Origin of the sequence: Bacillus sp. FSL P4-0248 (assembly GCF_038593305.1) — a bacterium.
Classification (GTDB): Bacteria; Bacillota; Bacilli; order Bacillales; family Bacillaceae; genus Bacillus; species Bacillus safensis.
In genome coordinates this window covers 751441-773793 of record NZ_CP151983.1, presented here as the reverse complement: position 1 = coordinate 773793, position 22353 = coordinate 751441, and the positions used below count along the sequence as shown (strand labels likewise).

General features: G+C 41.5%; 19 protein-coding genes. 8 read left to right on the top strand and 11 right to left on the bottom strand.

Annotated elements, in window-relative coordinates; all coding sequences use genetic code 11:
• Nucleotides 1-5: 5 nt before the first annotated feature.
• A complete protein-coding gene (locus NST65_RS03795; protein WP_070326778.1) occupies nt 6-524 on the bottom strand; it encodes a type 1 glutamine amidotransferase domain-containing protein in 519 nt (172 codons plus the stop codon).
• 253 nt (nt 525-777) lie between these two features.
• Between NST65_RS03795 and NST65_RS03790 the strand changes: the two genes are divergently transcribed.
• Nucleotides 778-5070 carry a multifunctional 2',3'-cyclic-nucleotide 2'-phosphodiesterase/3'-nucleotidase/5'-nucleotidase gene (locus tag NST65_RS03790; protein WP_342489317.1) on the top strand — a complete coding sequence of 1431 codons (4293 nt, stop codon included), beginning with the start codon at nt 778-780 and terminating at the stop codon, nt 5068-5070.
• A gap of 38 nt (nt 5071-5108) precedes the next feature.
• On the opposite strand, the gene NST65_RS03785 is transcribed toward NST65_RS03790, so the two are convergent.
• From NST65_RS03785 to NST65_RS03755, 7 genes are all read right to left on the bottom strand, one after another.
• A complete protein-coding gene (locus NST65_RS03785) occupies nt 5109-5543 on the bottom strand; it encodes a terpene synthase (RefSeq protein WP_342489316.1) in 435 nt (144 codons plus the stop codon).
• 46 nt (nt 5544-5589) lie between these two features.
• The gene (treR, locus tag NST65_RS03780) at nt 5590-6318 is read right to left on the bottom strand and encodes a trehalose operon repressor (protein ID WP_024425854.1); all 729 of its coding nucleotides are present in this window, start codon (nt 6316-6318) and stop codon (nt 5590-5592) included.
• A 19-nt stretch (nt 6319-6337) separates the two neighbouring features.
• The gene (treC, locus tag NST65_RS03775) at nt 6338-8038 is read right to left on the bottom strand and encodes an alpha,alpha-phosphotrehalase (protein WP_041116184.1); all 1701 of its coding nucleotides are present in this window, start codon (nt 8036-8038) and stop codon (nt 6338-6340) included.
• Between the two features lie 15 nt (nt 8039-8053).
• Nucleotides 8054-9490, bottom strand: coding sequence for a PTS system trehalose-specific EIIBC component (gene treP / locus NST65_RS03770; protein ID WP_046314249.1), 1437 nt, complete (start codon nt 9488-9490; stop codon nt 8054-8056).
• A 168-nt stretch (nt 9491-9658) separates the two neighbouring features.
• Nucleotides 9659-10045 (bottom strand): DUF1992 domain-containing protein, encoded by a 387-nt coding sequence (locus tag NST65_RS03765; protein WP_041116179.1) that lies wholly within the window; start codon nt 10043-10045, stop codon nt 9659-9661.
• A gap of 179 nt (nt 10046-10224) precedes the next feature.
• Nucleotides 10225-11949 carry a methyl-accepting chemotaxis protein gene (locus NST65_RS03760; protein ID WP_342489315.1) on the bottom strand — a complete coding sequence of 575 codons (1725 nt, stop codon included), beginning with the start codon at nt 11947-11949 and terminating at the stop codon, nt 10225-10227.
• A 31-nt stretch (nt 11950-11980) separates the two neighbouring features.
• Nucleotides 11981-13639 (bottom strand): pyridoxal-dependent decarboxylase, encoded by a 1659-nt coding sequence (locus NST65_RS03755; RefSeq protein ID WP_342489314.1) that lies wholly within the window; start codon nt 13637-13639, stop codon nt 11981-11983.
• Nucleotides 13640-14218: 579 nt separating this feature from the next.
• Between NST65_RS03755 and NST65_RS03750 the strand changes: the two genes are divergently transcribed.
• Together NST65_RS03750 and NST65_RS03745 are read left to right on the top strand one after the other, a co-directional pair.
• Nucleotides 14219-16201, top strand: coding sequence for an LTA synthase family protein (locus tag NST65_RS03750; RefSeq protein WP_034623135.1), 1983 nt, complete (start codon nt 14219-14221; stop codon nt 16199-16201).
• Nucleotides 16202-16299: 98 nt separating this feature from the next.
• Nucleotides 16300-16878, top strand: a complete 579-nt coding sequence (locus NST65_RS03745) for a YjgB family protein (protein WP_268423941.1) — start codon at nt 16300-16302, stop codon at nt 16876-16878.
• Nucleotides 16879-16922: 44 nt separating this feature from the next.
• Here the strand turns inward: NST65_RS03745 and NST65_RS03740 are convergent, their stop codons facing one another.
• Complete coding sequence (locus tag NST65_RS03740; protein WP_135032911.1) at nt 16923-17426, bottom strand: DoxX family protein; 504 nt, start codon at nt 17424-17426, stop codon at nt 16923-16925.
• Between the two features lie 195 nt (nt 17427-17621).
• Between NST65_RS03740 and NST65_RS03735 the strand changes: the two genes are divergently transcribed.
• Entirely contained in the window at nt 17622-18380 is a 759-nt protein-coding gene (locus NST65_RS03735; protein WP_125587257.1) for a DUF817 domain-containing protein, read from the top strand.
• A gap of 18 nt (nt 18381-18398) precedes the next feature.
• Here NST65_RS03735 and nagE read toward each other — a convergent pair whose 3' ends face one another.
• Complete coding sequence (nagE, locus tag NST65_RS03730; protein WP_034623129.1) at nt 18399-19766, bottom strand: N-acetylglucosamine-specific PTS transporter subunit IIBC; 1368 nt, start codon at nt 19764-19766, stop codon at nt 18399-18401.
• A 187-nt stretch (nt 19767-19953) separates the two neighbouring features.
• Here nagE and map point away from each other — a divergent pair, with 187 nt between their 5' ends.
• The 3 genes from map to NST65_RS03715 all read left to right on the top strand — a co-directional run bounded on the left by map (nt 19954) and on the right by NST65_RS03715 (nt 21261).
• Nucleotides 19954-20703: a type I methionyl aminopeptidase gene (map, locus tag NST65_RS03725; RefSeq protein ID WP_024424611.1), complete on the top strand. Its 750-nt coding sequence runs from the start codon at nt 19954-19956 to the stop codon at nt 20701-20703.
• Nucleotides 20704-20827: 124 nt separating this feature from the next.
• Nucleotides 20828-20989, top strand: coding sequence for a hypothetical protein (locus NST65_RS03720; protein WP_087976421.1), 162 nt, complete (start codon nt 20828-20830; stop codon nt 20987-20989).
• A 134-nt stretch (nt 20990-21123) separates the two neighbouring features.
• Nucleotides 21124-21261 carry a YflJ family protein gene (locus NST65_RS03715; protein WP_064497716.1) on the top strand — a complete coding sequence of 46 codons (138 nt, stop codon included), beginning with the start codon at nt 21124-21126 and terminating at the stop codon, nt 21259-21261.
• Between the two features lie 42 nt (nt 21262-21303).
• Here NST65_RS03715 and NST65_RS03710 read toward each other — a convergent pair whose 3' ends face one another.
• On the bottom strand, nt 21304-21954 hold the full coding sequence (locus tag NST65_RS03710; RefSeq protein WP_065215118.1) for an MOSC domain-containing protein: 651 nt from the start codon (nt 21952-21954) through the stop codon (nt 21304-21306).
• A gap of 122 nt (nt 21955-22076) precedes the next feature.
• Here NST65_RS03710 and NST65_RS03705 point away from each other — a divergent pair, with 122 nt between their 5' ends.
• The gene (locus NST65_RS03705) at nt 22077-22346 is read left to right on the top strand and encodes an acylphosphatase (protein ID WP_034283670.1); all 270 of its coding nucleotides are present in this window, start codon (nt 22077-22079) and stop codon (nt 22344-22346) included.
• The last annotated feature ends 7 nt before the right edge of the window (nt 22347-22353 follow it).

The following is a 22353-nucleotide window of genomic DNA, read 5'->3' as shown; positions in this document are numbered from 1 at the left end:
ACTGCTTATTTTGCGAGCAGTTTTAATGATTCACGGTTAAATGCTGGAATGTCATCAGGTGTACGGCTTGTCACAAGCTGATCCTGACAAACGACAACTTCTTCATCTTTGAATTTTGCGCCTGCGTTTTCCATATCTACTTGAATGGATGTATAGCCAGTCGCGCCTCTGCCTTCCAGCGACTTCGCTGTAATGAGCAATTGCGGTCCGTGACAGATCGCAAATACTGGTTTTTTCTCGTCCATAAATGCTCTTGTAAATTGGACATAGCGATCATCTGCACGCAGAATGTCTGGGGAGAACCCGCCAGGAATCAGAAGTGCATCGAAGTCTTCAGGCTTCACGTTATCAATGGACGCATCCACTCTCACTTCTGCTTCTCCTTGCTTCCCTTTCACTGTTTTTCCTTTTTCGTTTTCAATCACTGTGACCTCATGGCCTGCATCTTTAAAGGCTTTTGCAGGCTCGGTGAATTCAACATCCTCAAAGTAATCTGTTAATACAACTGCAATTTTCTTACCCATGTAGAAACCCTCCTGCTTGATTATCGTTACACTACACACTATACCCGGGTACATTGAAATCAAACATCCTATCCCGATCAGAAAACCCCTTATGATGAAAATAAGCATTTAGACTTATTTATATTCCCTCAACAAGGTAATTCGTATGATTTATGTTATCTTTACAATAATCTGCAAAAAATAACTACAAAAGTTAACGAAACATTTCTACAATAGGTATTGTGGTCAAAAAAATTTGAAAGGCGGAGATCAGGTGAAGAAGCAAGCACATAGGTCTAAACGAAGGAAAAACCTGTCTATTCTGCTCACTTCCATTATGATGATTAGTCTCATTCTCCCAGCAGTACCTACTCATGCAGCAATAGAAAACGGCGATGCCGTAAAAGTCAGCATCTTAGCCACAACGGATGTTCATGCGAACATGATGAATTACGATTATTACAGCGACAAAGAAACAAATGAATTTGGTTTGGCAAAAACAGCCGAGCTGATAGAAAAGCACCGTTCACAAAATCCTAATACACTCCTTGTTGATAACGGAGACCTGATTCAAGGAACCCCTCTTGGAGAATACGTTTACAAAAATGAGAAAGACAGTATCATTAATCAAACAAAGGTTCACCCCATTATTCATACACTCAACAAACTAAAGTACGATGCAGGAACACTTGGCAATCATGAATTTAACTACGGATTATCATTTCTTGATGGTACCATTGCCGGCGCTAACTTCCCGATTGTCAATGCGAACGTCAAAAAGTTAAATGGAGAACACCGTTTTACGCCTTATGTGATCCAAGATAAAACCTTTAAAGATGCAAACGGAGCTTCACAAACTGTAAAAGTCGGTTACATAGGATTCGTTCCACCGCAAATTATGACGTGGGATAAGAAACATTTAGATGGACAAGTTCAAGTGCAGGATATCGTCGAATCTGCCAATGAAACCATTCCTGAAATGAAGGAAAAAGGGGCAGATATCATCGTCGCTCTTGCCCATACAGGAATTGAAAAAACCGCTTCGCCTAAAGGGTCAGAAAATATGATCTTTGATCTTGCCACGAAAACAAAAGGCATCGATGCGATCGTGTCCGGCCACCAGCACGGCACATTCCCAAGCGCTGAATATAGCGGCGTCGACAAATTCGATGTCTCAAAAGGAACCATCAACGGTATTCCAGTCGTCATGTCAAAAAACTGGGGAAGCTACCTCGGAGTCATTGATTTAACATTAGAGCCTGACGGCAGCAAATGGAAGGTCACAGATGGAACAGGAAAGATTGAATCTGTTGCAGGAGTCACCTCTCAAAACAGCACTGTGAAAGATGCCATTCAAACAACGCATCAAAACACACTTGATTATGTGAGAAAACCTGTCGGTAAAACAGAAGCAGACATTAACAGCTTTTTTGCTCAAGTGATGGATGACCCTTCTATTCAAATTGTGACAGATGCACAAAAATGGTATGCACAAGAAAAAATGAAGGATACCGCGTACAAAAACTTACCGATTTTATCTGCAGGCGCCCCGTTTAAAGCCGGCGGTCGAAACGGTGTGAATTATTATACGAATATCACAAAAGGTGATTTAGCGATTAAAAATATCGGCGATCTCTACCTTTACGATAACACCGTGCAGATTGTCAAACTGAGAGGCAGTGAAGTCAAAGACTGGCTCGAGATGTCTGCCGGACAGTTTAATCAAATCAAACCAAACGATTCAAATGAACAGCCTATTTTAAACGAAGAATACCGCTCGTATAACTTTGATGTGATCGATGGTGTCACCTATCAAGTCGATGTGACGCAGCCTGCTAAGTACAGCACAACAGGCACCCTTGTCAATGCAAATGCAAACCGCATCAAAAACCTGTCCTACAACGGGAAACCAGTCTCTGACAATCAAGAATTTTTAGTCGTGACGAACAACTATCGAGCTTCTGGCGGCGGAGGCTTCCCGCATCTGACGCAAGATAAAGTGGTGCTTGCCTCAGCTGATGAGAACCGCCAAGTACTGATGGATTATATTATCGAACAAAAAACCATCAACCCAAGTGCGGATCAAAACTGGTCCATTGCACCAATCAAAGGCGCAACAGTCACATTCGAATCTTCTCTTTTAGCTAAGCCGTTTGCTGAAAAATCAAGCAGCGTAGACTTTGTTCGTAACGCCAGCACAGATGGTCTTGGCGTGTACAAGCTAGCCTTTAAAGAGGATGGCACAACAGAACCGCCTGCATCAGACAACTGGAATTTAACGGTGATGCATACAAACGATACACATGCCCACCTTGATGATGCAGCAAGACGTGCAACCAAGATTAAAGAAGTTCGAGCCGAAAGCAAAAACAACATTTTATTAGATGCTGGAGACGTCTTCTCTGGTGACCTATATTTCACAAAATGGCAAGGACTTGCCGACCTAAAACTAATGAACTTAATGAAATATGATGCCATGACTTTTGGTAATCATGAATTTGACAAAGGTCCTACTGTTCTTCGTCAATTCCTGACGGGTGATGCTTCAGATGTAGATGCGAAAAACCGTCATCAATTTGAAAAGCCTGCATTCCCGATTGTGTCATCAAACGTTGATGTCTCTAAGGAAAAACAATTGAGCGGCTTAGTGAAAAAGCCAGCGACATTTAAAGCTGGTGAGAAAAAAGAAGCTGGGATTTACCCATACATCCTGCTTGATGTAAACGGTGAAAAGGTGGCTGTATTCGGCTTAACCACTGAAGACACGGCCATTACATCCAGCAGCGGTCCGAACATTCAATTCAAGGATGCATACAAGAAAGCAAAAGAAACAGTCAACACGATTCAAACAGAAGAAAAAATCAACAAAATCATTGCTTTAACACACATTGGCTATAACCGTGACCTTGAGCTTGCTCAAAAAGTAGATGGTATTGATTTAATCATTGGCGGTCACACGCACACCCTTGTTGAAAAATTAAAGGTCGTCAATAAGAAAGAACCAACGATTGTCGCACAGGTAAAAGACTACGGACAATTTTTAGGAAAAGTAGACGTGGCCTTTAATCAAAAAGGAGTCGTACAGCCAAAGGAATCTTCTTTTGATCTCATCACCATCGATGACTCTGTCAAAGAAGATGCTGATGCAAAAGCGATCCTCGATCAGTACAAGGCAGATATTCAAGATTTAAAAACGGAAAAAGTCGGGTCTGCTGATGTCCTCTTAGATGGACAACGCGAGCATGTCCGTGCAAAGGAAACGAACCTTGGGAACTTTATTGCTGACGGCATGCTGAAGAAAGCGCAAGAATCTGCTGGTGCTGATCTTGCCATCACAAACGGCGGTGGTATTCGAGGCAGCATTGAAAAAGGAGATATCACTTTAGGTGATATTTTAACGGTCATGCCATTCGGAAACACACTCTATGTCGCAGATCTAAAAGGCAGCCAAATTAAGAAAGCACTCGAACAAGGGCTTTCAGGCATTGAGGAAGGCGGCGGCGCATTCCCTCATGTAGCCGGCATTGAATATACGTTTACACTGAGTAAACCAGCTGGCAGCAGACTCATTGATGTCAAACTGAAAGACGAAAACGGCAAACTATCAGACATTGATGATAAGAAAACATACCGCGTGGCTACAAACGCATTTGTCGGCACAGGCGGAGATGGCTACAGTGTCTTTACAGAAGCCTCTCACGGCGAAGACTTAGGCTATGTTGACTATGAAATCTTCAAAGAGCAAATTGAACAGGCAGACGGCGGGCATATTTCTCCTGTCATCGATCACAGGGTGAAAGAAGTTTTCCTTCCGCGTGCGAAAGGAAAAGGCACCTATGACATTCAAGATGATGAGAAATTCCAAACGTATGTGCAGCATACAAACAAAGCATTGCTCTATTTAGACAAAGCGAGCGAAGCGAAAAACGTTCAATTGTCTCTATCAAAAGCGCAGGTAGCCGAGCTGAAGAAAAGAGAGCAAGATCCAAACGTCACCATCTATCATGACAAAGTGGGACTCGCATTACCGCTCTCTAACTTGTCCGAGAAAAGCGCAGATATATGGATGACAAAGACGGATAAGGTGAAAAATGCATTAACGGATACGTATGATTTCCAAATCAAACAAGATCAGAAAAAGGTTTCTACCTTTAAAGATCCTGTCACACTATCCTTTACATTAGATGAGCCTCAAAAGGCGAAGAAACCTGGTGTATATTATGTAGACCGCAAGAAAAACCGTTATGCAAAAACAAGTAACGGATCGTTCGAAAATGGTGTCGTATCAGGTCAAACTGAACACTTCAGCGAATATACCGTACTCAACCAAAGCGGGGCAGCTGGAACAACGCCAGATCAAACTGGCGGAGACGGCGGTACATCAGCGCCAGGCGGAGGTACAGGTACAAATCCAAACCAAGATGGAACCGGACTCCCAGGCGGCACACTCCCGAATACAGCAACAATGATGTATACAGCTGTATTGATTGGCGTACTCATGCTTGCCTCAGGCGGTATCCTATATTACTACCAGCGCAAGCGTACAAGAAAAAATGTATCATCCTAAAAGAAAAGGACAGAGCCTATGCTCTGTCTTTTCTCATCTCAATCTTGAGATAAATAAATCCAATTGCGTTTATCAAATTGTTTCACCTCATCTGATCCTATATGACGCAGCATTCTATTGAAGAATGTGATGTCATCTTCATCATCGACGGCATATAAATCCTCTTGAACATAATCTCTTATAATAAAATTCGTTAAGTTTGTATTATTCACAAAGTCTGCAAAATAATCTTCTACAAGAGTTAAATCCTCTTCACTTAATTTGTCATCATTGATAATGGAAATATGAAAAACATTCAAATACGCTTGTATATCTTCTTCATCCATATAACATAATGGATCTAGTTTTCGATCTTCTTCCGTAAACGGTTTTCGCGTATCTTCAATAATCACGTAACATAATATTCGATGATCTTTCATCACGCTAAAAATTTCTAAATCCCTTAATTTTAGTGGTCGATTCAGTCTAATCATTTTTCCTCCTATAAATCATTTCTCCAAAAATTGAAACGGACAGAGCCTATGCTCTGTCCGTTTTTTCTCTTCTAGCAAAATCGACGAATCTGAAGCGGTCTAATCGGTGACGGCTTTCTGTGTATTGAAATAGACTCGTATCCTCTAAGAACACATAATTCTTTACCACAACGACATGGTCAAATCCCTTCAAATCAAGGTACTTGGCGTCCTCTTCTGTACATGGCTCTACCACAAATTCTTTTTGAGCATAGCTGATCGATACACCGAGTTCTCCCTCAATATACTCGTAGATTGATCCTTCGCATATGTCTTTAGACAATACTTCGACATGCTTTTGCAAAAAGTAGTCCTTGTCTAAAATCACCTCTTCCCCGCTAATATTGCGAGATCGAATGACTTTCCAGACGTCTGTCTGTTCATCAATTTTCAGCTGAGACTGAATATACTGATCCGGTTTGATTAAACCAAATTCATGAACTGTTGTGACCGTCTTTCGGCCAAGCGTTTGGGAAAGCTCTTTAAAGCTGACAAGACCTGATACAGGAAACTGCATTTTCTCCCGATTCAGCAATACAGAGCCTTTCCCGCGGATTTTTTGAATATAGCCATTTTGCACAAGAATATTTAATGCCTTTCTCACCGTCTCCCGGGACGTGTCGTACATGATAGAAAGTTCATGCTCTGATGGGAGGATGCCTTTATCCTGCCATTCACCTTGCTCAATTCGTCTTGCGAGCTGATCATAAATCACTCGAAACTTATTCTCTTTCATTTTCCCTCCGCCCCATTTTCTAGCGTTTGGTTAAATGATAAACGATTGACTCATATGGGCGCAACGTAAATCCCTTGATATGTGCCGGCACATCCTCATAATTGGATAACAGGACTTGCCCCTCCATCTCATCTACAGCCTGCACAAGCTCATCAGGAAGCGTAAAGTCCGCCTCCCCTGCATAAAAGTGGTTGATCACGAGGAGCTTCTCATTCTTGCTTTCTCTAACATAAGCAAAAATCTTTGGATCTTCTGCTAAAAGTAAGGAGAAGCTGCCATATGTGATCACATCAAGTTCTTTACGCAGTCTGCAAAGGGCTTGGTAATGATAGAAAATGGACGTCCGGTCTTTTAACGCAGCTTCGACCGAAATGTCGTTATCGGCTGGCTCAATCCAAGGCGTTCCTGTTGAGAAGCCTGCATTCTTCTCTGAGGTCCACTGCATTGGAGTTCTCGCATTATCTCTTGACTTGACCTGTAAAATGGCGAGTGCTTCTTCCTTTGATTTTCCCTTTTCAAGCATGACTTCGTACATATTGAGTGATTCGATATCACGGTAAGACGAAATGTCCTCAAAGCGAGGATTCTTCATGCCAATTTCCTCACCTTGATAAATATAAGGAGTCCCCTGCATCAGATGAATCGTGGTCGCCAGCATCTTCGCTGATTGCTGATGATACGTGTCATCATCACCATATCTTGAGACGATACGCGGCTGATCATGATTGCACCAGAACAGCGCATTCCAGCCGCCGCCCTCATGCATTTTCGTCTGCCATTCAGACAGAATCGACTTTAATTCTTGAAAATCAAATGGTGCGATCGCCCATTTTTCGCCGTTTGGATAATCCACCTTTAAATGATGGAAGTTAAACGTCATATCCAGCTCCTGCCGATCAGGTCTTGTATACCGAATGCAGTCTGCGATATTCGTTGAAGACATTTCTCCAACTGTCATGCTATCGTATTTCGAAAAAACCTCCTGGTTCATTTCATGCAGAAATTCATGAATTCTCGGCCCGTCCGTATAGTACATGCGGCCGTCGCCTTGCACAGATTGTCCGGCATCATCTAAGAAGCGCTGATCCTTTGAGATGTTGTTGATGACATCCAGCCTGAACCCATCAATTCCTTTTTCAAACCAAAAGTGCATGATGTCATATACTTTCCTGCGCACCTCATCCTTCTCCCAATTGAGATCCGCCTGAGTGACATCATATAAATGGAGATAATAATCTCCTGTTATTTCGTCTAGTTCCCAGGCTGGGCCGCCAAATTTCGACTGCCAATCATTCGGAGGAGATCCGTCCGCTTTTGGCTCCTTCCAAATATAATAATCTCGGTAAGGGTTATCCTTTGACTCACGCGAGGCTTGAAACCACTCATGGAAAATGGATGTATGGTTAACGGCTAGATCCATGATGACTCGTATTCCTCTCTCATGCGCTTCCTTCAGCATGCGTTCAAAATCTGTCATTGTGCCGTACATGTCATGGATTTTTGTATAATCACTAATATCATAGCCGTTGTCATGCTGCGGGGACTCATACATTGGCGTGAGCCAAATACAATCCGCCCCAAGCTCTTTGATGTAATCAAGCTTTTTCGTCACGCCATTGATATCCCCTGTACCAGAGCCCGTTGTATCTAAAAAGCTCTTCGGATAAATTTGATAGACCACCGCTTTTTTCCACCACGGTTCATTTGATTGCTGATTCAATTTCCTTCACCACCACTAGTTAAGTTCTTCTGAAAAATCCTTCTTCTTTTTTAGTTTTGCATATAAAAGAGTACCGATGAATGGGAGGATGAGTACAATCACCATTCCAATTGCAAATGCCCCCCAATATTTCGGGATAATGGAGAAAATTCCTGGAATGCCTCCAACACCAACTGAGCTTGCCAGCACCCCTTGAGAGGCGATAAACATACCGGCTAATCCTGAGCTGATCAGTGCAAAAATAAATGGGAATCGATAACGCAGGTTGACCCCAAACATCGCCGGTTCGGTAATTCCTAAATAAGCAGAAATACTTGATGTCAGCGAAAGTCCTTTTTGCTTTTCATCTTTTAAGACAAACATCATTGCCAGTGCAGCTGATCCTTGTGCGATATTGGACAGTGCAAGCATTGGCCATAGGAACGTGCCGTGCAGCTTTGAGTTAATCAATTGAATATCCACAGCGAGGAACGTATGGTGCATTCCTGTAATGACTAATGCTGCATACAGTCCGCCATATAATAGACCGCCAAGTGCTGCGAATTGCTGGAATACAGCTACAAGTCCAGATGTTAAAACATTACCGATTGCAAAGGTAACAGGTCCAATGACGATAAATGATAAAAATCCAATGACTAATAACGTAATCGGTGCAACAACTAAAAGCTGAATACTTTCAGGTGTCCGTTTTGTAATAAATAATTCGAGCTTTGCAAGTAAATAAGAGGCAACGAGTATCGGAAGAACCTGTCCTTGATAGCCTACCTTCTGCACTTCAAGTCCAAACAAGTTCCAAACAGGAATGTCACCGGTCTTCTCAGCCGCTCCATAGCCCCATGCGTTTAACAAGTCTGGATGTACGAGCATTAGCCCAAGGACCATTCCTAAAAGCGGATTCCCCCCAAACCGCTTCACAGCTGACCAGCCAATTAATGCTGGCAGGAAGGTGAAGGCAGTGCCTGCAATTAAGTTGATCATATTCGCTAAATCAGCCCATGCCGGATACACATCCACAATCGATTTTTGATCAAAGAAAATATCAGGAGCTGTTAAAATATTATTAATTCCCATTAATAAACCGGCTGTGACGATGGCAGGAAGAATCGGTATAAAGATATCCGCAAGCGTTTTCACAGCACGCTGCAATGGATTCAATTTCTGATCAGAGGCACGCTTCACGTCCTCTTTTGTGGCTTCCCCAATCCCCGTCTGTTTCACCATTTCGGCATATACTCGATTGACGACCCCTTGACCGATCACCACTTGGTATTGACCGTTCGCTGAGAAAGATCCCTTCACTTCTTCAATTTGTTCAAGTGCTTTCTCATCCACCTTACCTTCATCTTTCAGCACAAAGCGCAGCCTTGTCACACAATGTGTCGCTTGATCAATATTTTCTTTGCCGCCGATGGCTTTCACAATCTGATCTGCTGCTGCCTGATAATCAGCCATACTATCCCCTCCGAGATCGTTTTTTTATATAAGAAAAAAGAACCAAAAAACTTGTATATACATGTTTGATTCTTATTTTATATTTATATATACATGTAGTCAACAACAAAATGTAGCGCTTACATAAAAAAAGCCCCCTCAATGTGCTCAGGGAGAGGCAGCGTGTCATCATCTTTTTTTATGCTCCGTTAATTTCTCGTAGACCTTATTTTTATAAAAGGAGGAAGCTGGACGGGCAAAAGTTTGGCGCTTAGATGTAAGTTCATCCAGACGTTTTTGTTTTTCTTCACATATGAGAGACAGCTTTTTTCTCTCCTCTCCGTCTATACTGGAGCGAAGCAGCTCTTTGACAGTCATGAGTTCTTTTTTCAGCGCTGTTTCTTCCCCAGCAAATCCGGCATTTTTCATGATGCGGTAGCCCATTCTAAGTTCTTCTGGTACATGAGCAGCATCATCTTTTGGCAGAGGCTTCCCAAAGCCAGATAATCCTTCAAAAGCCCCGTTATCCATCGCTTTTTTGATCCGTTCTTCTGATAATCTCTGCGCAAAATCCATAGCGTTTCTCCTTTCGCCGCAAGTATTTGATTAAGCATAGCAAAAAAGCTGGCTCTCTCACAAGAGCCAGCTTCAGCATCTAGACAACCCCTCGCATTCGGTGTCTATCCTGCGCTCAGGTGCTCGTCCCTTCTTCGCTGAAAAGAGAAAAAGGGCTAAAATATTTTAGCCCTTTCTCGTTATTTATTGTCGACTTTGAAGGTTGAGACCATTTGTGCTAAGTCATCCGACATATCAGAGAGCTGTTCAATCGCACTTGAAATTTGCTGCATACCAGCACTTTGCTGTTCTGTTGCTGCCGCTACTTCTTGAGAGCTGGCTGCATGTTCTTCCGATACAACAGAAATTTGCTCAATCGATGTAGAAATCGTTTGATATGCTTTCTCAACTTGCTTAATAGAAGCAAGCAAATTGTTCGTTCTTCTTGAAAACTGGGACACACCGTCGTAAATCAAAGCGAAGTTTTGTGACGTGCCTTCCATTTGCTCACGTCCTTCTTCCACTGCTTTACTGCTTTCCTCTACGCTTTCAAGAACGCGCTGACTGTTTTCCTGTGTACCGATTACAAGGTCTGAAACGGTTTTAGCCGCATCCGCTGATTGCTCAGCTAACTTGCGCACCTCATCTGCCACAACAGCAAAGCCTTTTCCTTCTTCTCCAACACGTGCCGCTTCAATGGAAGCATTCAGTGCAAGCAGATTCGTTTGTGCTGAAATGTCTGTAATAATCGAGATGACACTTTCAATCTCCGTTGAATGAGATTGTAATTCTTCTGCTGCCTGCTTTGAGTTGGTCATCTTGTCATGTAGCATATTCAGATGATCAAGCACATGGTTCACTAATTTTTGACCAGATTCTGACTGCTTTTGTACGTCAGATGAAACAGATTTCATTTCGTCAACTTCTTTTGTGACGCCTTCGATCTGAGTATCGATCTCAGCAACGGATGTCGTACAATCCGTAATATTTGCGACAGAATCATTGATTCCTTCACTCATATTCGTCATGGCTTCTGATACTTGCTGCGCACTTTGACTCGATTCGTTCGTCACCGTACGAAGCTGTGAAGACATTTTCGACACTTCACTAGATGAGTGTGAGATTTTCGAAATGAGCTCTTTGATCCGCCCCTGCATCTTTTGGAAGGATGCGGCAAGCTGGCCGATCTCGTCTTTACTTTCAACCTCTACCACACCAGTTAAATCACCGTCAGCAATTCGGTTCGCTGATTCCATCAATGAACGTGCTGGTTTCGCAATTCTTCTTCCCATAAAGTATGAGAAGAGTAATCCACCGATGAGCACAATGGCAGATGCCACTGTGATATAGATCGTCAGCTTCTGCGTTGTTTGAGGCACGACAGACGCATCTAAATCAATGCCTAAAATCCCTGTCAGCTCACCGCCTGAATCCTTGATTGGCAAAAAGACTGATTTATGTGTACCAAATGAATCTTTGTAAATATCACTTTTGACCATTTTATCTTCAGAAAGAGCTTGTTTCATCTCATCTGAAAATGCATAATCCTGGTCAAAATCATTGTCTTCTCCAGTTAATACGATAATTCTTTCTTTACCGCCTTTATTAGATAACACGTATAAGTTCTCAAGCGTATGATCTTTTTGAAGCTCTGTGAATTTCGTTTTAATCTCGGCATAAATGGGGTCATCCTTCCCGCTAATGCTGAGCACGTTTCCATCGATGTTATCGATTTCTTTTTTGGCAGTATCAATATCTGTTGTTAATCGATAATCAAATTGCTTTAATAACTGGGATGATAAATCCTGGCTGACTAGATAAAAGGTTAGAACGAATAATGCAACGGTTGCGAGTAATGTTACGGTAACGACTGACATGATTTTAGAGGATATCGTGTATCCTCCAAATTTCCTTTGTTTCGCCATTTTTTCCTACATCTCCACTCTCAGATTTGATTTAAGCATGTACATTTTCAAATTGTCCACAAACAGATGCAATCACATCTTTTAAATAAGATACGATATGAGGGATATGCTCTGGTAACGTATAAGGTGAGATGACAAAAAACTTACTAACACTTAGATAGAATTCTTGGCCTTCTTTCGAGTTGACAAGTAAAAACTTCGTTGTATCGCCAAAGAACATCTCATCTCTTTTCTCTCCAAGCTTTTCAAACAGCATTTTGTTCAATTCATTGTTCCGCTCAATTTCGATTGAAGTCGCTTCGCCAGAAATCTCTTCTTGAAAACGCGGTGAGCCGTCTAGGTAAATTCTAAATAATGTAGCCATTCCGACGTTGTCCTCATTCACGACTTCTGCTTGCGGAATTTCCCGACTAAGTGCTTCTCTGAAGGCAAGGTTCACTTCTAAGAATTGACCGAGCAAGCGCTGATAGCCTTCAATCCCAAACGTTAACAGCACACTCAGCATACTGATCGAGCTTCCCATTCTTGAGCATTCCAGTGTATAACCCGTATGGTATTCCCCGTAGCCTCTATGGCCAACATATGGTGTCTCCTGTTCTTCCAGGTCCAAACGCTTTAAGTCACCAGCGTTTTTCACTAGGAATAAACTGGATGTGTAAGGTGTTTGGCCAAGCTTTTGAAAATCAAAGCACATCGAGTCTGCAAGAGACAGATGCTGGAATTTCGCTTTGATTTCTTTTAGCATACGAAGAACACCGTCTGAGAATTGCAGCGGGTTTTCCGATACATCATACTCATTAAAGAAAGCAAAGAATCCACCCAGCGCCGAATCTGCATGAATATGCGGCACCTTTAGACCATACTCCTCAGCAATGGCTTCTGCTGTTTCACGTACCCCTTTTACATCATCAATTGCAATGGCATCTGTTGTTCCAGTTGTTGCAACAATATAAACGGGAATCCCGCCACCCTGTGCAACACGTTCCATTTGACAACGCAAATCTTCCATATCCATTGAATGATCTTTATTCGTCTTAATTCTGATTAAGTTGTTTGTGCCAAGTCCTGTTGCTTCCATTGACTTAAATAAGCTGTAATGTGCAGCATCAGAACAAAACGCATAAAGATTTTGTGGAACTCCTTTTCGCAGTGACTCCGGCGCAGCTTTTGCGATCGCTAAACGAAGTCCTGAAAAAATCGCTCCTTGACCTCCCCATGTTGTGTATCCCCCGCTCATATTTGGATCATATCCGATGAGCTTAGACATCATTGAGACCACTCTGACCTCAGCTTCCGCACCTGCTGGTCCATAAACATCCCAAAGGTTGTTTCCGTTTACCAGCATAGCTGTCAGCATGCCTAAAATTCCTGGTGTACTTGCCATTGGCAAAATGTTCGTGAAGAAATACTTGGTGTGGTATGGATGGTTATGTAAAAGCTTCAGTAATTCTTCATTTACAAGTTCCGCTTGCTGGCCGTTCATCGGAATTTGACTTGTTTCAGTGAGCTTTTTGTAAAAGTCCTCCCCACGATTCTTTTCACCTTTAAGGTGTGCACGGTTGGGATCTTTCAGGTCATCGACCCCTGAAATGATCTGCTCCATCAATTTGATGAGTTCTTTACGCTCTCCTGCATTTCCGTCCTCACTCGGAAACCAGTTCTGAACGAGGTTCTCTGCTCGTACAGTCATATACTATCAATCCTTTCAATGGAAGATTTCCTGTCACTGTCTATATCGACCCCAATTCAGAAGTTTATAGTCTCGATATGTTCACTTAAGTATATTTAGATAATTTGTTCACTTATTAAAATAAATGAAACCCTTAAAAAACACATGAAAACCATTATGTTCACGAAACACAAAAATATATTGATATATCGTATAGGAGGAATTTTTATCCATCGTCTTATTCCATTACATGGCTCATTTTTTTTGTTTAACCTGCATAAACATTAATAAACAATGGAAATACTCTCTAAATGACCATTGTAGAAATTAAATTAATTCTTTAGACTTGTATCTTTTTACCTGTTTTATTGATATAGCAACTGAAAAATTGCTGAATTTTCTGTAAATAATAGGTCGATTTTCATAAAAAGTTTTTCGACGGGCGAATATTTTCATTTTCTCTCCTTTTATTGCTCGGACAGGCTTGCAAAGGCTCTTCACTGGTTATGACTTTTCTATTTGTGCATTTCGTGGTATATTCTAATGGTTCGTTTTCTTTCGTTCCGCCTCTTCCGTTTAACGGAGAAAAGGAGTGTTTATATGAAAACATTTATTCAAAAAAGAGGTCTCGGCTTCTTTCTGATTGCAGCCACCTTACTATGGCTCAAAACGTATTCAGCGTATTTAATCGAATTTAAACTTGGTATATCAAATGTGCTTCAGCATATTTTGCTTTTCGTGAATCCTATTAGCTCCAGCTTGTTCTTTCTTGGCTTTGCATTATTGTTCAAGAAAAAATGGCAGCCTGCCGCTATCATTGTGATTCACTTTTTCATGTCTTTTTTACTATACGCAAACATCGTGTACTATCGATTCTTCAATGACTTTATCACGCTGCCTACAGTGATGCAGGCAGGAACGAATGGCGGACAATTAGGTGATAGTGCATTTTCACTCATGCGTTGGACTGATGTGTTTTACTTTATTGATACAATCATTTTGATTGTACTTGCAGTCCGCATGAAAAGGCAGCAGCAAACAAGTACAGCCACTGTACCTGTTCAGAAGTCAAAATCGTTTAGACTCGTCCTTGTGTCCTCTGTTGTGATCTTTGTTTTAAACTTAGTTGCTGCAGAGATCGATCGTCCAGAGCTTTTATCAAGATCGTTCGACCGCAATTATTTAGTTAAATATTTAGGTGCTTATAACTTTACTGTGTTTGATGCCATTCAAAATGTGAAATCAAACAGCCAGCGTGCTCTGGCAAATTCAAATGACGTGACAGATGTAGAGAACTATTTAAAAGCGAACAGCGCTGATCCTAACCCTGCTTATTACGGGAAAGCGAAAGGCATGAACGTCATTACAATTTCTCTTGAATCTCTGCAAAACTTTGTCATTGATTATAAGGTGAATGGAAAAGAAGTAACGCCATTCCTTAATTCATTGGCACACGACAACAAAACGTTTTACTTTGATAACTTCTTCCATCAAACAGGACAGGGAAAAACGTCTGATGCTGAATTTATGATGGATACTGGGTTATTCCCATTATCACAGGGCTCTGTTTTTATTAACAAAGCGCAAAACACATATCAAGCACTTCCTGGTATTTTGAAGAAGGATCAATATACGTCAGCAGAATTCCATGGCAACACGAAAACCTTCTGGAACCGTAATGAAATGTTTAAGTCCTTTGGATATGACAGATTTTACGATTCTGAGTACTACGATATGAACGAGCAGGATACGAAGAACTATGGACTGAAAGACAAACCGTTCTTCAAAGAGTCGATGCCAATCCTTAAAAACATGAAGCAGCCGTTTTATTCGAAATTCATTACCTTATCGAACCATTTCCCATTTGGAATGGATGAAGGTGATACTGATTTCGAGCCTGGTGATTTCGGTGACTCTGTCGTCGATAACTACTTCCAATCGGCTCATTATTTAGATGAAGCGATTGAACAGTTCTTCAACGATTTGAAAAAGTCAGGTCTCTATGACAACACAGTCGTCATTATGTACGGAGATCATTACGGTATTTCTGAAAATCATAATGAAGCGATGGAAAAAGTGACAGGACAAAAAATCGGAGATTATGAAAATGCGCAGCTCATGCGTGTGCCGCTCTTTATCCATGTTCCTGGCGTAAAAGGCGGACAGATTCATAAATACTCTGGTGAAGTCGATGTCGCACCAACCCTTCTGCACCTGCTTGGCGATGATACGAAGAACTATTTAATGTCTGGTTCTGATATCTTATCGAAGAACTTTAAAGAGCTTGTGCCATTTAGAAATGGTGACTTCGTGTCTAAGGACTACACGAAAGTAGGCAATAACTATTACAGCAACAAAACAGGCGAGAAAATCGAGCCAACTGACAAGGCATCCCAAGAAAATGAAACGGTGAAAAAGATGCTGGAGACATCTGATAAGATTGTCACCGAAGATTTACTCCGTTTCTACAAGCCTAAAGGCTTTACACCGATTGACCGCAATGATTATGACTATACAAAGAAAGTACAGGATGAAAAGGATTCCTCTTCCGCCAAAGATGAATCCAGCTCTTCTTCAAAATAACGTTCTCATACTAAGAACCAGCCGATCCTTGATCAGCTGGTTCTTTTTACGTTTGATCATGATTACTCCGGGTATAGGAGAAGAAGGAGGGATTTATCATGAAGAAAACAGCAGCTTTTGTCGTGACTGCCTCACTTGCTTCGTCTGCCCTTTTCGCTTTCAGCCCTGTTGTCTCAGCACACGCCATGGTCGCAGAGCAATCCGTTCCTCAAGGTCCAAAAGCCGCACTTAACAGCATTTATAAGCTGGCACATAAAGGACAAATGCCCTACTATGCTCAGGGACTGAAAATAGGCGTTCAAACAAAAAAAGACGTTCATCATCAGCTCGGCAATCCATATCCAGAAACAGGTCAAAGCAGCTTTGATTTGTATCATGCGGAAATGGGGAATCCCGGATTTGCTTTTCACTATGATGCAAAAGGCAAAATTGATGAAATCCGTTATTTCGGTACAAATGTAGAAAAAGAAACAAATATCGGCGGTATGACCCCTTCGTTATTAAAGAAACAGCTTGGACCAGCGGATTCAGTGAGCACCATTCCGCAGACAAAAGAGAAAAAATATGTGTATCGTACCGGTGATTATGAGCTCGAATTTATCGTTGGACATGATCCTGATATTAGCCAGCATGAACTCACCGTGCTGCATATCAACTTGATAAAAGCCAATTCTTAAATAAAAAAGCATCCTGAGCGTTTACTCAGGATGCTTTTCTTTTATTATGATGCCACTTCTAATTGCGGCTTTCTTTTCAATTTTCGTTTGAGGACTGGACCTGCTACATAATCAAGTCCAAATTTGCCTGCATTCCCTTTCGCTGCCATGATGACGATAGCAATGAGCAGAAGCAGCGGGTTCACAGAGACAGTTCCAGCTAGTAAGAAAGAGACATTCATCACGCTTCCAAAAAAGGCTGCCGTTGTTGTAAACAATCCAACAATTAATCCTAGGCCTACTAAGATTTCTCCCCACATGACCATGGCACTGAATAGTCCGGCATTTGGCAAAGCGACATTTTCTAAAAACCATACATAGAACGGATACACTAGATGACCATCTTTGACGACAGGTTCAGATATTGCAAATTGCAAATAGCCTGATGCATCAAATCCACCTGTTAGTTTTCCAATACCAGATGTCAGCCAAGTCCATCCGATATAAAGTCTTGCTGCCAAAAGGATAACGGCTGCCCATACATTCGTTTGTAAGAATTTTGTAAACATGATGATGCCCCCTTTTAAATTATGTGAAATATTTCACATTTTCTTTATGATCTTATTATACTATTCAAAATGGTATTTGTGATCTTTTTCACATATATATTCACAAATTGTTCATGAATATCTAGTTGAGGTAAACTTTTCCCTTGCTAAAACCGTCTAAGTCATTTCAGACAGTGAAAAGGGGTTTAATTTTGTATGAAAACACTATTTCATTTTGCTTATTTACAGGCCATCTCATGTCTATTCCCCGTCATGATCTTTGCGGCGCTTGCCCTATCAAAGACGGTGTCTATACCTTTTCTTCACCGGTATGATTTCATTCTACTGCTTTGCCTAGCGGCTCAGATCCTGATGCTGACGCTGCGGCTGGAGACTTTGGCGGAGCTAAAGGTCATTTGTCTATTTCATCTCATAGGAATCTGTTTAGAAGTGTATAAAGTACATATGGGCTCTTGGTCCTATCCAGAAGAAGCTTATACAAAAATATTTGGGGTTCCACTTTATAGCGGCTTTATGTATGCGAGTGTGGCTAGTTATATTTATCAGGCATTTTCACGTCTTCATGTAAAAGTAGCCGACTGGCCTCATCCATTTCTTTCAATTGGCATCAGTTTGTGCATTTATCTCAATTTCTTTACGCATCACTGGCTCTATGATGTCAGATGGTGGCTGACATGTCTGCTTGTTGTTGTGTTTCGGAAAACATCGGTTTCGTTTCAGGTTGGTCCATCTTCCTTTCGAATGCCGCTTGTTGTTTCATTTCTCCTGATTGGCTTTTTTATTTGGATTGCCGAAAATGTCACCACCTTTTTAGGCGCATGGCAATATCCAAATCAGCAGCATGCTTGGTCCATTGTTCATCTAGGGAAAATTAGCTCATGGTTCTTACTCGTTGTGATCAGTATTGTGCTAGTGATCGAACAGCGTAAACAAAAAAACGTTCAGCCCATTTGACCTGGCTGAACGTTTTTTTTAATCTCGATCGACTTCCTTACGGAGATCATCTGCGACAAATTCTACATTCGTTCCAATAATAATTTGTACGGATGTTTTTCCAGAAGTCAGCACCCCTTTGGCACCTGCTTTTTTCAATGTACCTTCATTTAATAAATTAGTATCCTCTACTGTTAAGCGAAGACGTGTGGCACAATGATCAATCGTGGTGATGTTGTCTTTGCCGCCAAGTCCCTCTACGAGCATACTCGCCCCACCTGCCGTCACCGCATCATCCGCTGCGATATCTTCCATGTCATCATCTTCCCTGCCTGGTGTTTTCAGCTTTAATAGTTTAATGAGGAAATAGAAAACGACAAAGTACACGACGCCATAAATAATTCCTACTACAAGAAGCAAGATCGGTTTTTGCGCAATTCCGAAGCTTAAGACGTAATCAATCGCACCTGCTGAAAAGGCAAAGCCGCTATGAATCCCGAGGGTGTTTACAATAAAAAGCGAAAGTCCCGTCAAAATAGCATGGACACCATATAAAAGTGGAGATAAAAACATAAAAGAAAATTCAATTGGTTCAGTGATCCCTGTTATAAATGATGTAAGTGCCATCCCAATCATCAGACCCGCTGTTGCTTTTCGCTTCTCAGGCTTTGCAGTCACAACCATGGCTAGACATGCCGCTGGCAGACCAAACATCATCACTGGGAAGAATCCGGTCATAAAGACACCCGCGCTTGGATCTCCTTTAAAGAATCGCGCTAAATCCCCTGTTGCCCCGCTGAATTCCCCGAATTGAAACCAAAATAAGTTATTCAAGACATGGTGAAGTCCTAATGGAATGAGCAATCGGTTAAAGAAACCAAACAGCCCTGCACCTGTTGCCCCAAGACTTAAAATCCATTCTCCTAAATCATTGATCACACTTTGAATCGGAGGCCATACATATCCGAAAACGGCTGCTAATAGAATGGTGAAAAGTGCGGTCATAATAGGCACAAGCCGCCTTCCGCTAAAGAAACCTAAGTATTCCGGCAGTTTCGTATCCTTAAATTTATTGTAAACATAACCTGCCAAAAGTCCGCATAAAATACCGCCCAATACCCCCATATTGTTGGTTGAGTTAATCGACGTTGTACCGGCTGACAAAATAAAATAAGAGATCGCTCCTGATAATGCCGCTGCCCCGTTCCCATCCTTTGAAATACCAATCGCTACACCCATTGCAAAAATTAAAGCCAAGTTCGCAAAAATTGCATTCCCTGCCGCATGAATAAACGGGATATTGAATACATCCTCCCGCCCAATGGCCAAAATAATCCCTGCCGCTGGAAGTACAGCGATTGGAAGCATAAATGATTTTCCTAGCTTTTGAAAAAACTGAAACACCATCTGATTTCCCCCCTTTGTCATCATCATGACCAAATCATTCATGATGTTCATAAAAAATATATCATATGCACGTCTAGTTATCTATACCAATTTGTCCACATTCATTTGAATTCCGCTCTTTACTCTTTTTGCGTAAAATGTGGTAAGCTATTGAATAGAATGAAGATATAGAAAGCGGGAATGAACAGTGATTGTCAAACATGATCATGAGTTAGAAGCCTTAAAAAAAGTCGGCCGAATTGTCGCTTTGGCAAGAGAAGAAATGAAAAGCCAAGCGAAACCAGGCATGTCTACAAAAGAATTAGATTTGATTGGGAAAAAAATATTAGAAGAGCATGGTGCCAATTCAGCACCTGAAAAGGAATATGACTTTCCTGGTACCACTTGTATCAGCGTAAACGATGAAGTTGCACACGGTATCCCTAGTGAAAAAACCATTTTACAAGAGGGAGATCTCGTGAACATTGATATCTCAGCAGAGCTTGACGGATATTATTCCGATACAGGTATTTCATTCGTTTTAGGAACAGGTGATGCTCGTCTTGAAGCATTATGTAAGTGTGCGGAGGATGCGTTCCTTGAAGGATTAAAGCATGCAAAAGCCGGTAAAAGACAAAACCAAATTGGCCGTGCGGTCTACAATACAGCGAAAGAACAAGGATTTACTGTCATTAAAAACCTGACAGGACACGGCATTGGGAAGAATTTGCATGAAGCACCCAACCATATTTTGAACTACTATGATCCATTCGATAATGCTTTGTTTAAAAATGGCACAGTCATTGCCTTTGAACCTTTCATTTCAACAAATGCTGAATCGATTTATCAGGCTGATGATGGCTGGACATTTAAAACACCAGATAAAAGTCTAGTGGCACAGATTGAACATACGATTGTGATTACTAAAGACGAACCGATTATTTTAACAAAGCTGTAAGCCAAGCGGGTCCCCTCCTTCACTGGAGGGGATTTTTTCATGCCCGTTTCACGAATCTGTCACGACTAAACAAAAAAGCCTGTGGTAAAATAGGCAAAGATATGCGAAAGGGGTCTTATTTGATATGTGGTTCATCATCATAGGTGTTATCTTTTTCATCGAAAGTATTATCTTAACGGTTGTAGGGATTAAGAAAAAACAATCCATGATGACCTATCTTGGTGTTATCATCATGATTATGACGGTCGGCATGATCCTCGTTACCCTCAACCCGCCAAATTCATAAATCAATATTTCCAGCATATACATGGATCATAGGCAGATAGAATCAGTTTTCATTTCTTGACACCTGCACGCTTTTCACCTCCTTTTTTGAGATGTTACAATGCAGGCAGTTTCAATTGAAAGGAGTTTTCTATCATGCATTATGGTAGCAAAGGCTGGTATGTCGAAGAATTAAAGAAGCTTGGTGTGACCAAGCATGAAGGAAGAAAGCTTCAAAGCTTAAAAACATATTTCCTTGCAAATCTTCTTGAGCAAAAGAAACGCAGCTCATAAGCTTAGAAAAGCCGCACATCTTAAGCTGATGTACGGCTTTTTTTAAATGTGCTGAATTCGTTTTTCTAAAGACTTCCTGACCACATCTGCTAAGCCATCTACTTCAAGAACGGCTTTCAGTCTCTCTGGACTTGTTTGTCGATATTTGACTTCATTGACTTCATGGACCGTAATCTGATGGGACGCTTTTTCTACTAATACTAGCGATGCATCAGGCGGCACCATGCCTTCTTTCAATACACGTAAATAAAAGCCTGTATACCCTGTTTTTTGCACTTCCTTTACAAGCTTCATGTTGCCATGCTTAAGAGATAATTTCACACAAGGCTGTCTTGGCTGGCTCACCTCAACAAATGCATCCCCAAGCTGAAACACATCGCCAATATGCACATTCGTTTCAACTAGCTGGCGTACTGTTACATTCTCGCCAAAGGCAGCTTCCTGTAATGGAACCCCTAAAAATTGTTCAAAGTGAGCATAATGATCATACGGAAAGACGCAGACGGCTTTATCATAACCCCCATGATGAACCAAATCCCCCTGACCATCTCCTTCAAAATTGACCTGACTTAAATACACAGGCTCATGAATGCGCCTTTTGTTGATGGCTGTTTTGATTTCTTTTCCATTCGCATAGGTAATGATAGGTTGTCCTACTTGGATTCCTTCTATGTCGTATCTCTTTTGTCCCACGATGGCCATCTCCTTTGGTTGTCTACTGGCTTTTATTTTACATCGTTTGACAATCAAATCATAGTCGAGGCGTGAAGATCAGATGCAGGCTATGGTACGATGTGAAAAAAGGAGTGATGATCATGATTCATTATCACGCCATTGTAAAAGGACGTGTGCAAGGAGTCGGCTTTCGTTATTTTGTTCAGGGAGAAGCTGTCAATCGTGGAATGAAAGGCTGGGTACGCAACACAGATGAAGGTCATGTCGAGTTAAAGGTAGAGGGTGAGCAGCAGAAAGTGATTGATTTCTTAGAGACTGTCCGGAAAGGAAGTCCTTTTTCAAAAGTCACCGACATGCAAATGGAGCCGCTCACTGAGCTGGCTCATTATCAGGATTTTCGAATAAGATAATAAAAAA

What these genes read in the sequence shown, in the direction of transcription:
- treR (WP_024425854.1), bottom strand. Translation starts at nt 6,318, where the DNA reads ATGAAAGAGAATAAGTTTCGAGTGATTTATGATCAGCTCGCAAGACGA.
- NST65_RS03785 (WP_342489316.1), bottom strand. Translation starts at nt 5,543, where the DNA reads ATGATTAGACTGAATCGACCACTAAAATTAAGGGATTTAGAAATTTTT.
- NST65_RS03735 (WP_125587257.1), top strand. Translation starts at nt 17,622, where the DNA reads ATGAAAACACTATTTCATTTTGCTTATTTACAGGCCATCTCATGTCTA.
- NST65_RS03795 (WP_070326778.1), bottom strand. Translation starts at nt 524, where the DNA reads ATGGGTAAGAAAATTGCAGTTGTATTAACAGATTACTTTGAGGATGTT.
- NST65_RS03720 (WP_087976421.1), top strand. Translation starts at nt 20,828, where the DNA reads ATGTGGTTCATCATCATAGGTGTTATCTTTTTCATCGAAAGTATTATC.
- NST65_RS03750 (WP_034623135.1), top strand. Translation starts at nt 14,219, where the DNA reads ATGAAAACATTTATTCAAAAAAGAGGTCTCGGCTTCTTTCTGATTGCA.
- NST65_RS03765 (WP_041116179.1), bottom strand. Translation starts at nt 10,045, where the DNA reads ATGGATTTTGCGCAGAGATTATCAGAAGAACGGATCAAAAAAGCGATG.
- NST65_RS03715 (WP_064497716.1), top strand. Translation starts at nt 21,124, where the DNA reads ATGCATTATGGTAGCAAAGGCTGGTATGTCGAAGAATTAAAGAAGCTT.
- NST65_RS03705 (WP_034283670.1), top strand. Translation starts at nt 22,077, where the DNA reads ATGATTCATTATCACGCCATTGTAAAAGGACGTGTGCAAGGAGTCGGC.
- NST65_RS03760 (WP_342489315.1), bottom strand. Translation starts at nt 11,949, where the DNA reads ATGGCGAAACAAAGGAAATTTGGAGGATACACGATATCCTCTAAAATC.
- treP (WP_046314249.1), bottom strand. Translation starts at nt 9,490, where the DNA reads ATGGCTGATTATCAGGCAGCAGCAGATCAGATTGTGAAAGCCATCGGC.
- NST65_RS03745 (WP_268423941.1), top strand. Translation starts at nt 16,300, where the DNA reads ATGAAGAAAACAGCAGCTTTTGTCGTGACTGCCTCACTTGCTTCGTCT.
- nagE (WP_034623129.1), bottom strand. Translation starts at nt 19,766, where the DNA reads ATGGTGTTTCAGTTTTTTCAAAAGCTAGGAAAATCATTTATGCTTCCA.
- NST65_RS03755 (WP_342489314.1), bottom strand. Translation starts at nt 13,639, where the DNA reads ATGACTGTACGAGCAGAGAACCTCGTTCAGAACTGGTTTCCGAGTGAG.
- NST65_RS03740 (WP_135032911.1), bottom strand. Translation starts at nt 17,426, where the DNA reads ATGTTTACAAAATTCTTACAAACGAATGTATGGGCAGCCGTTATCCTT.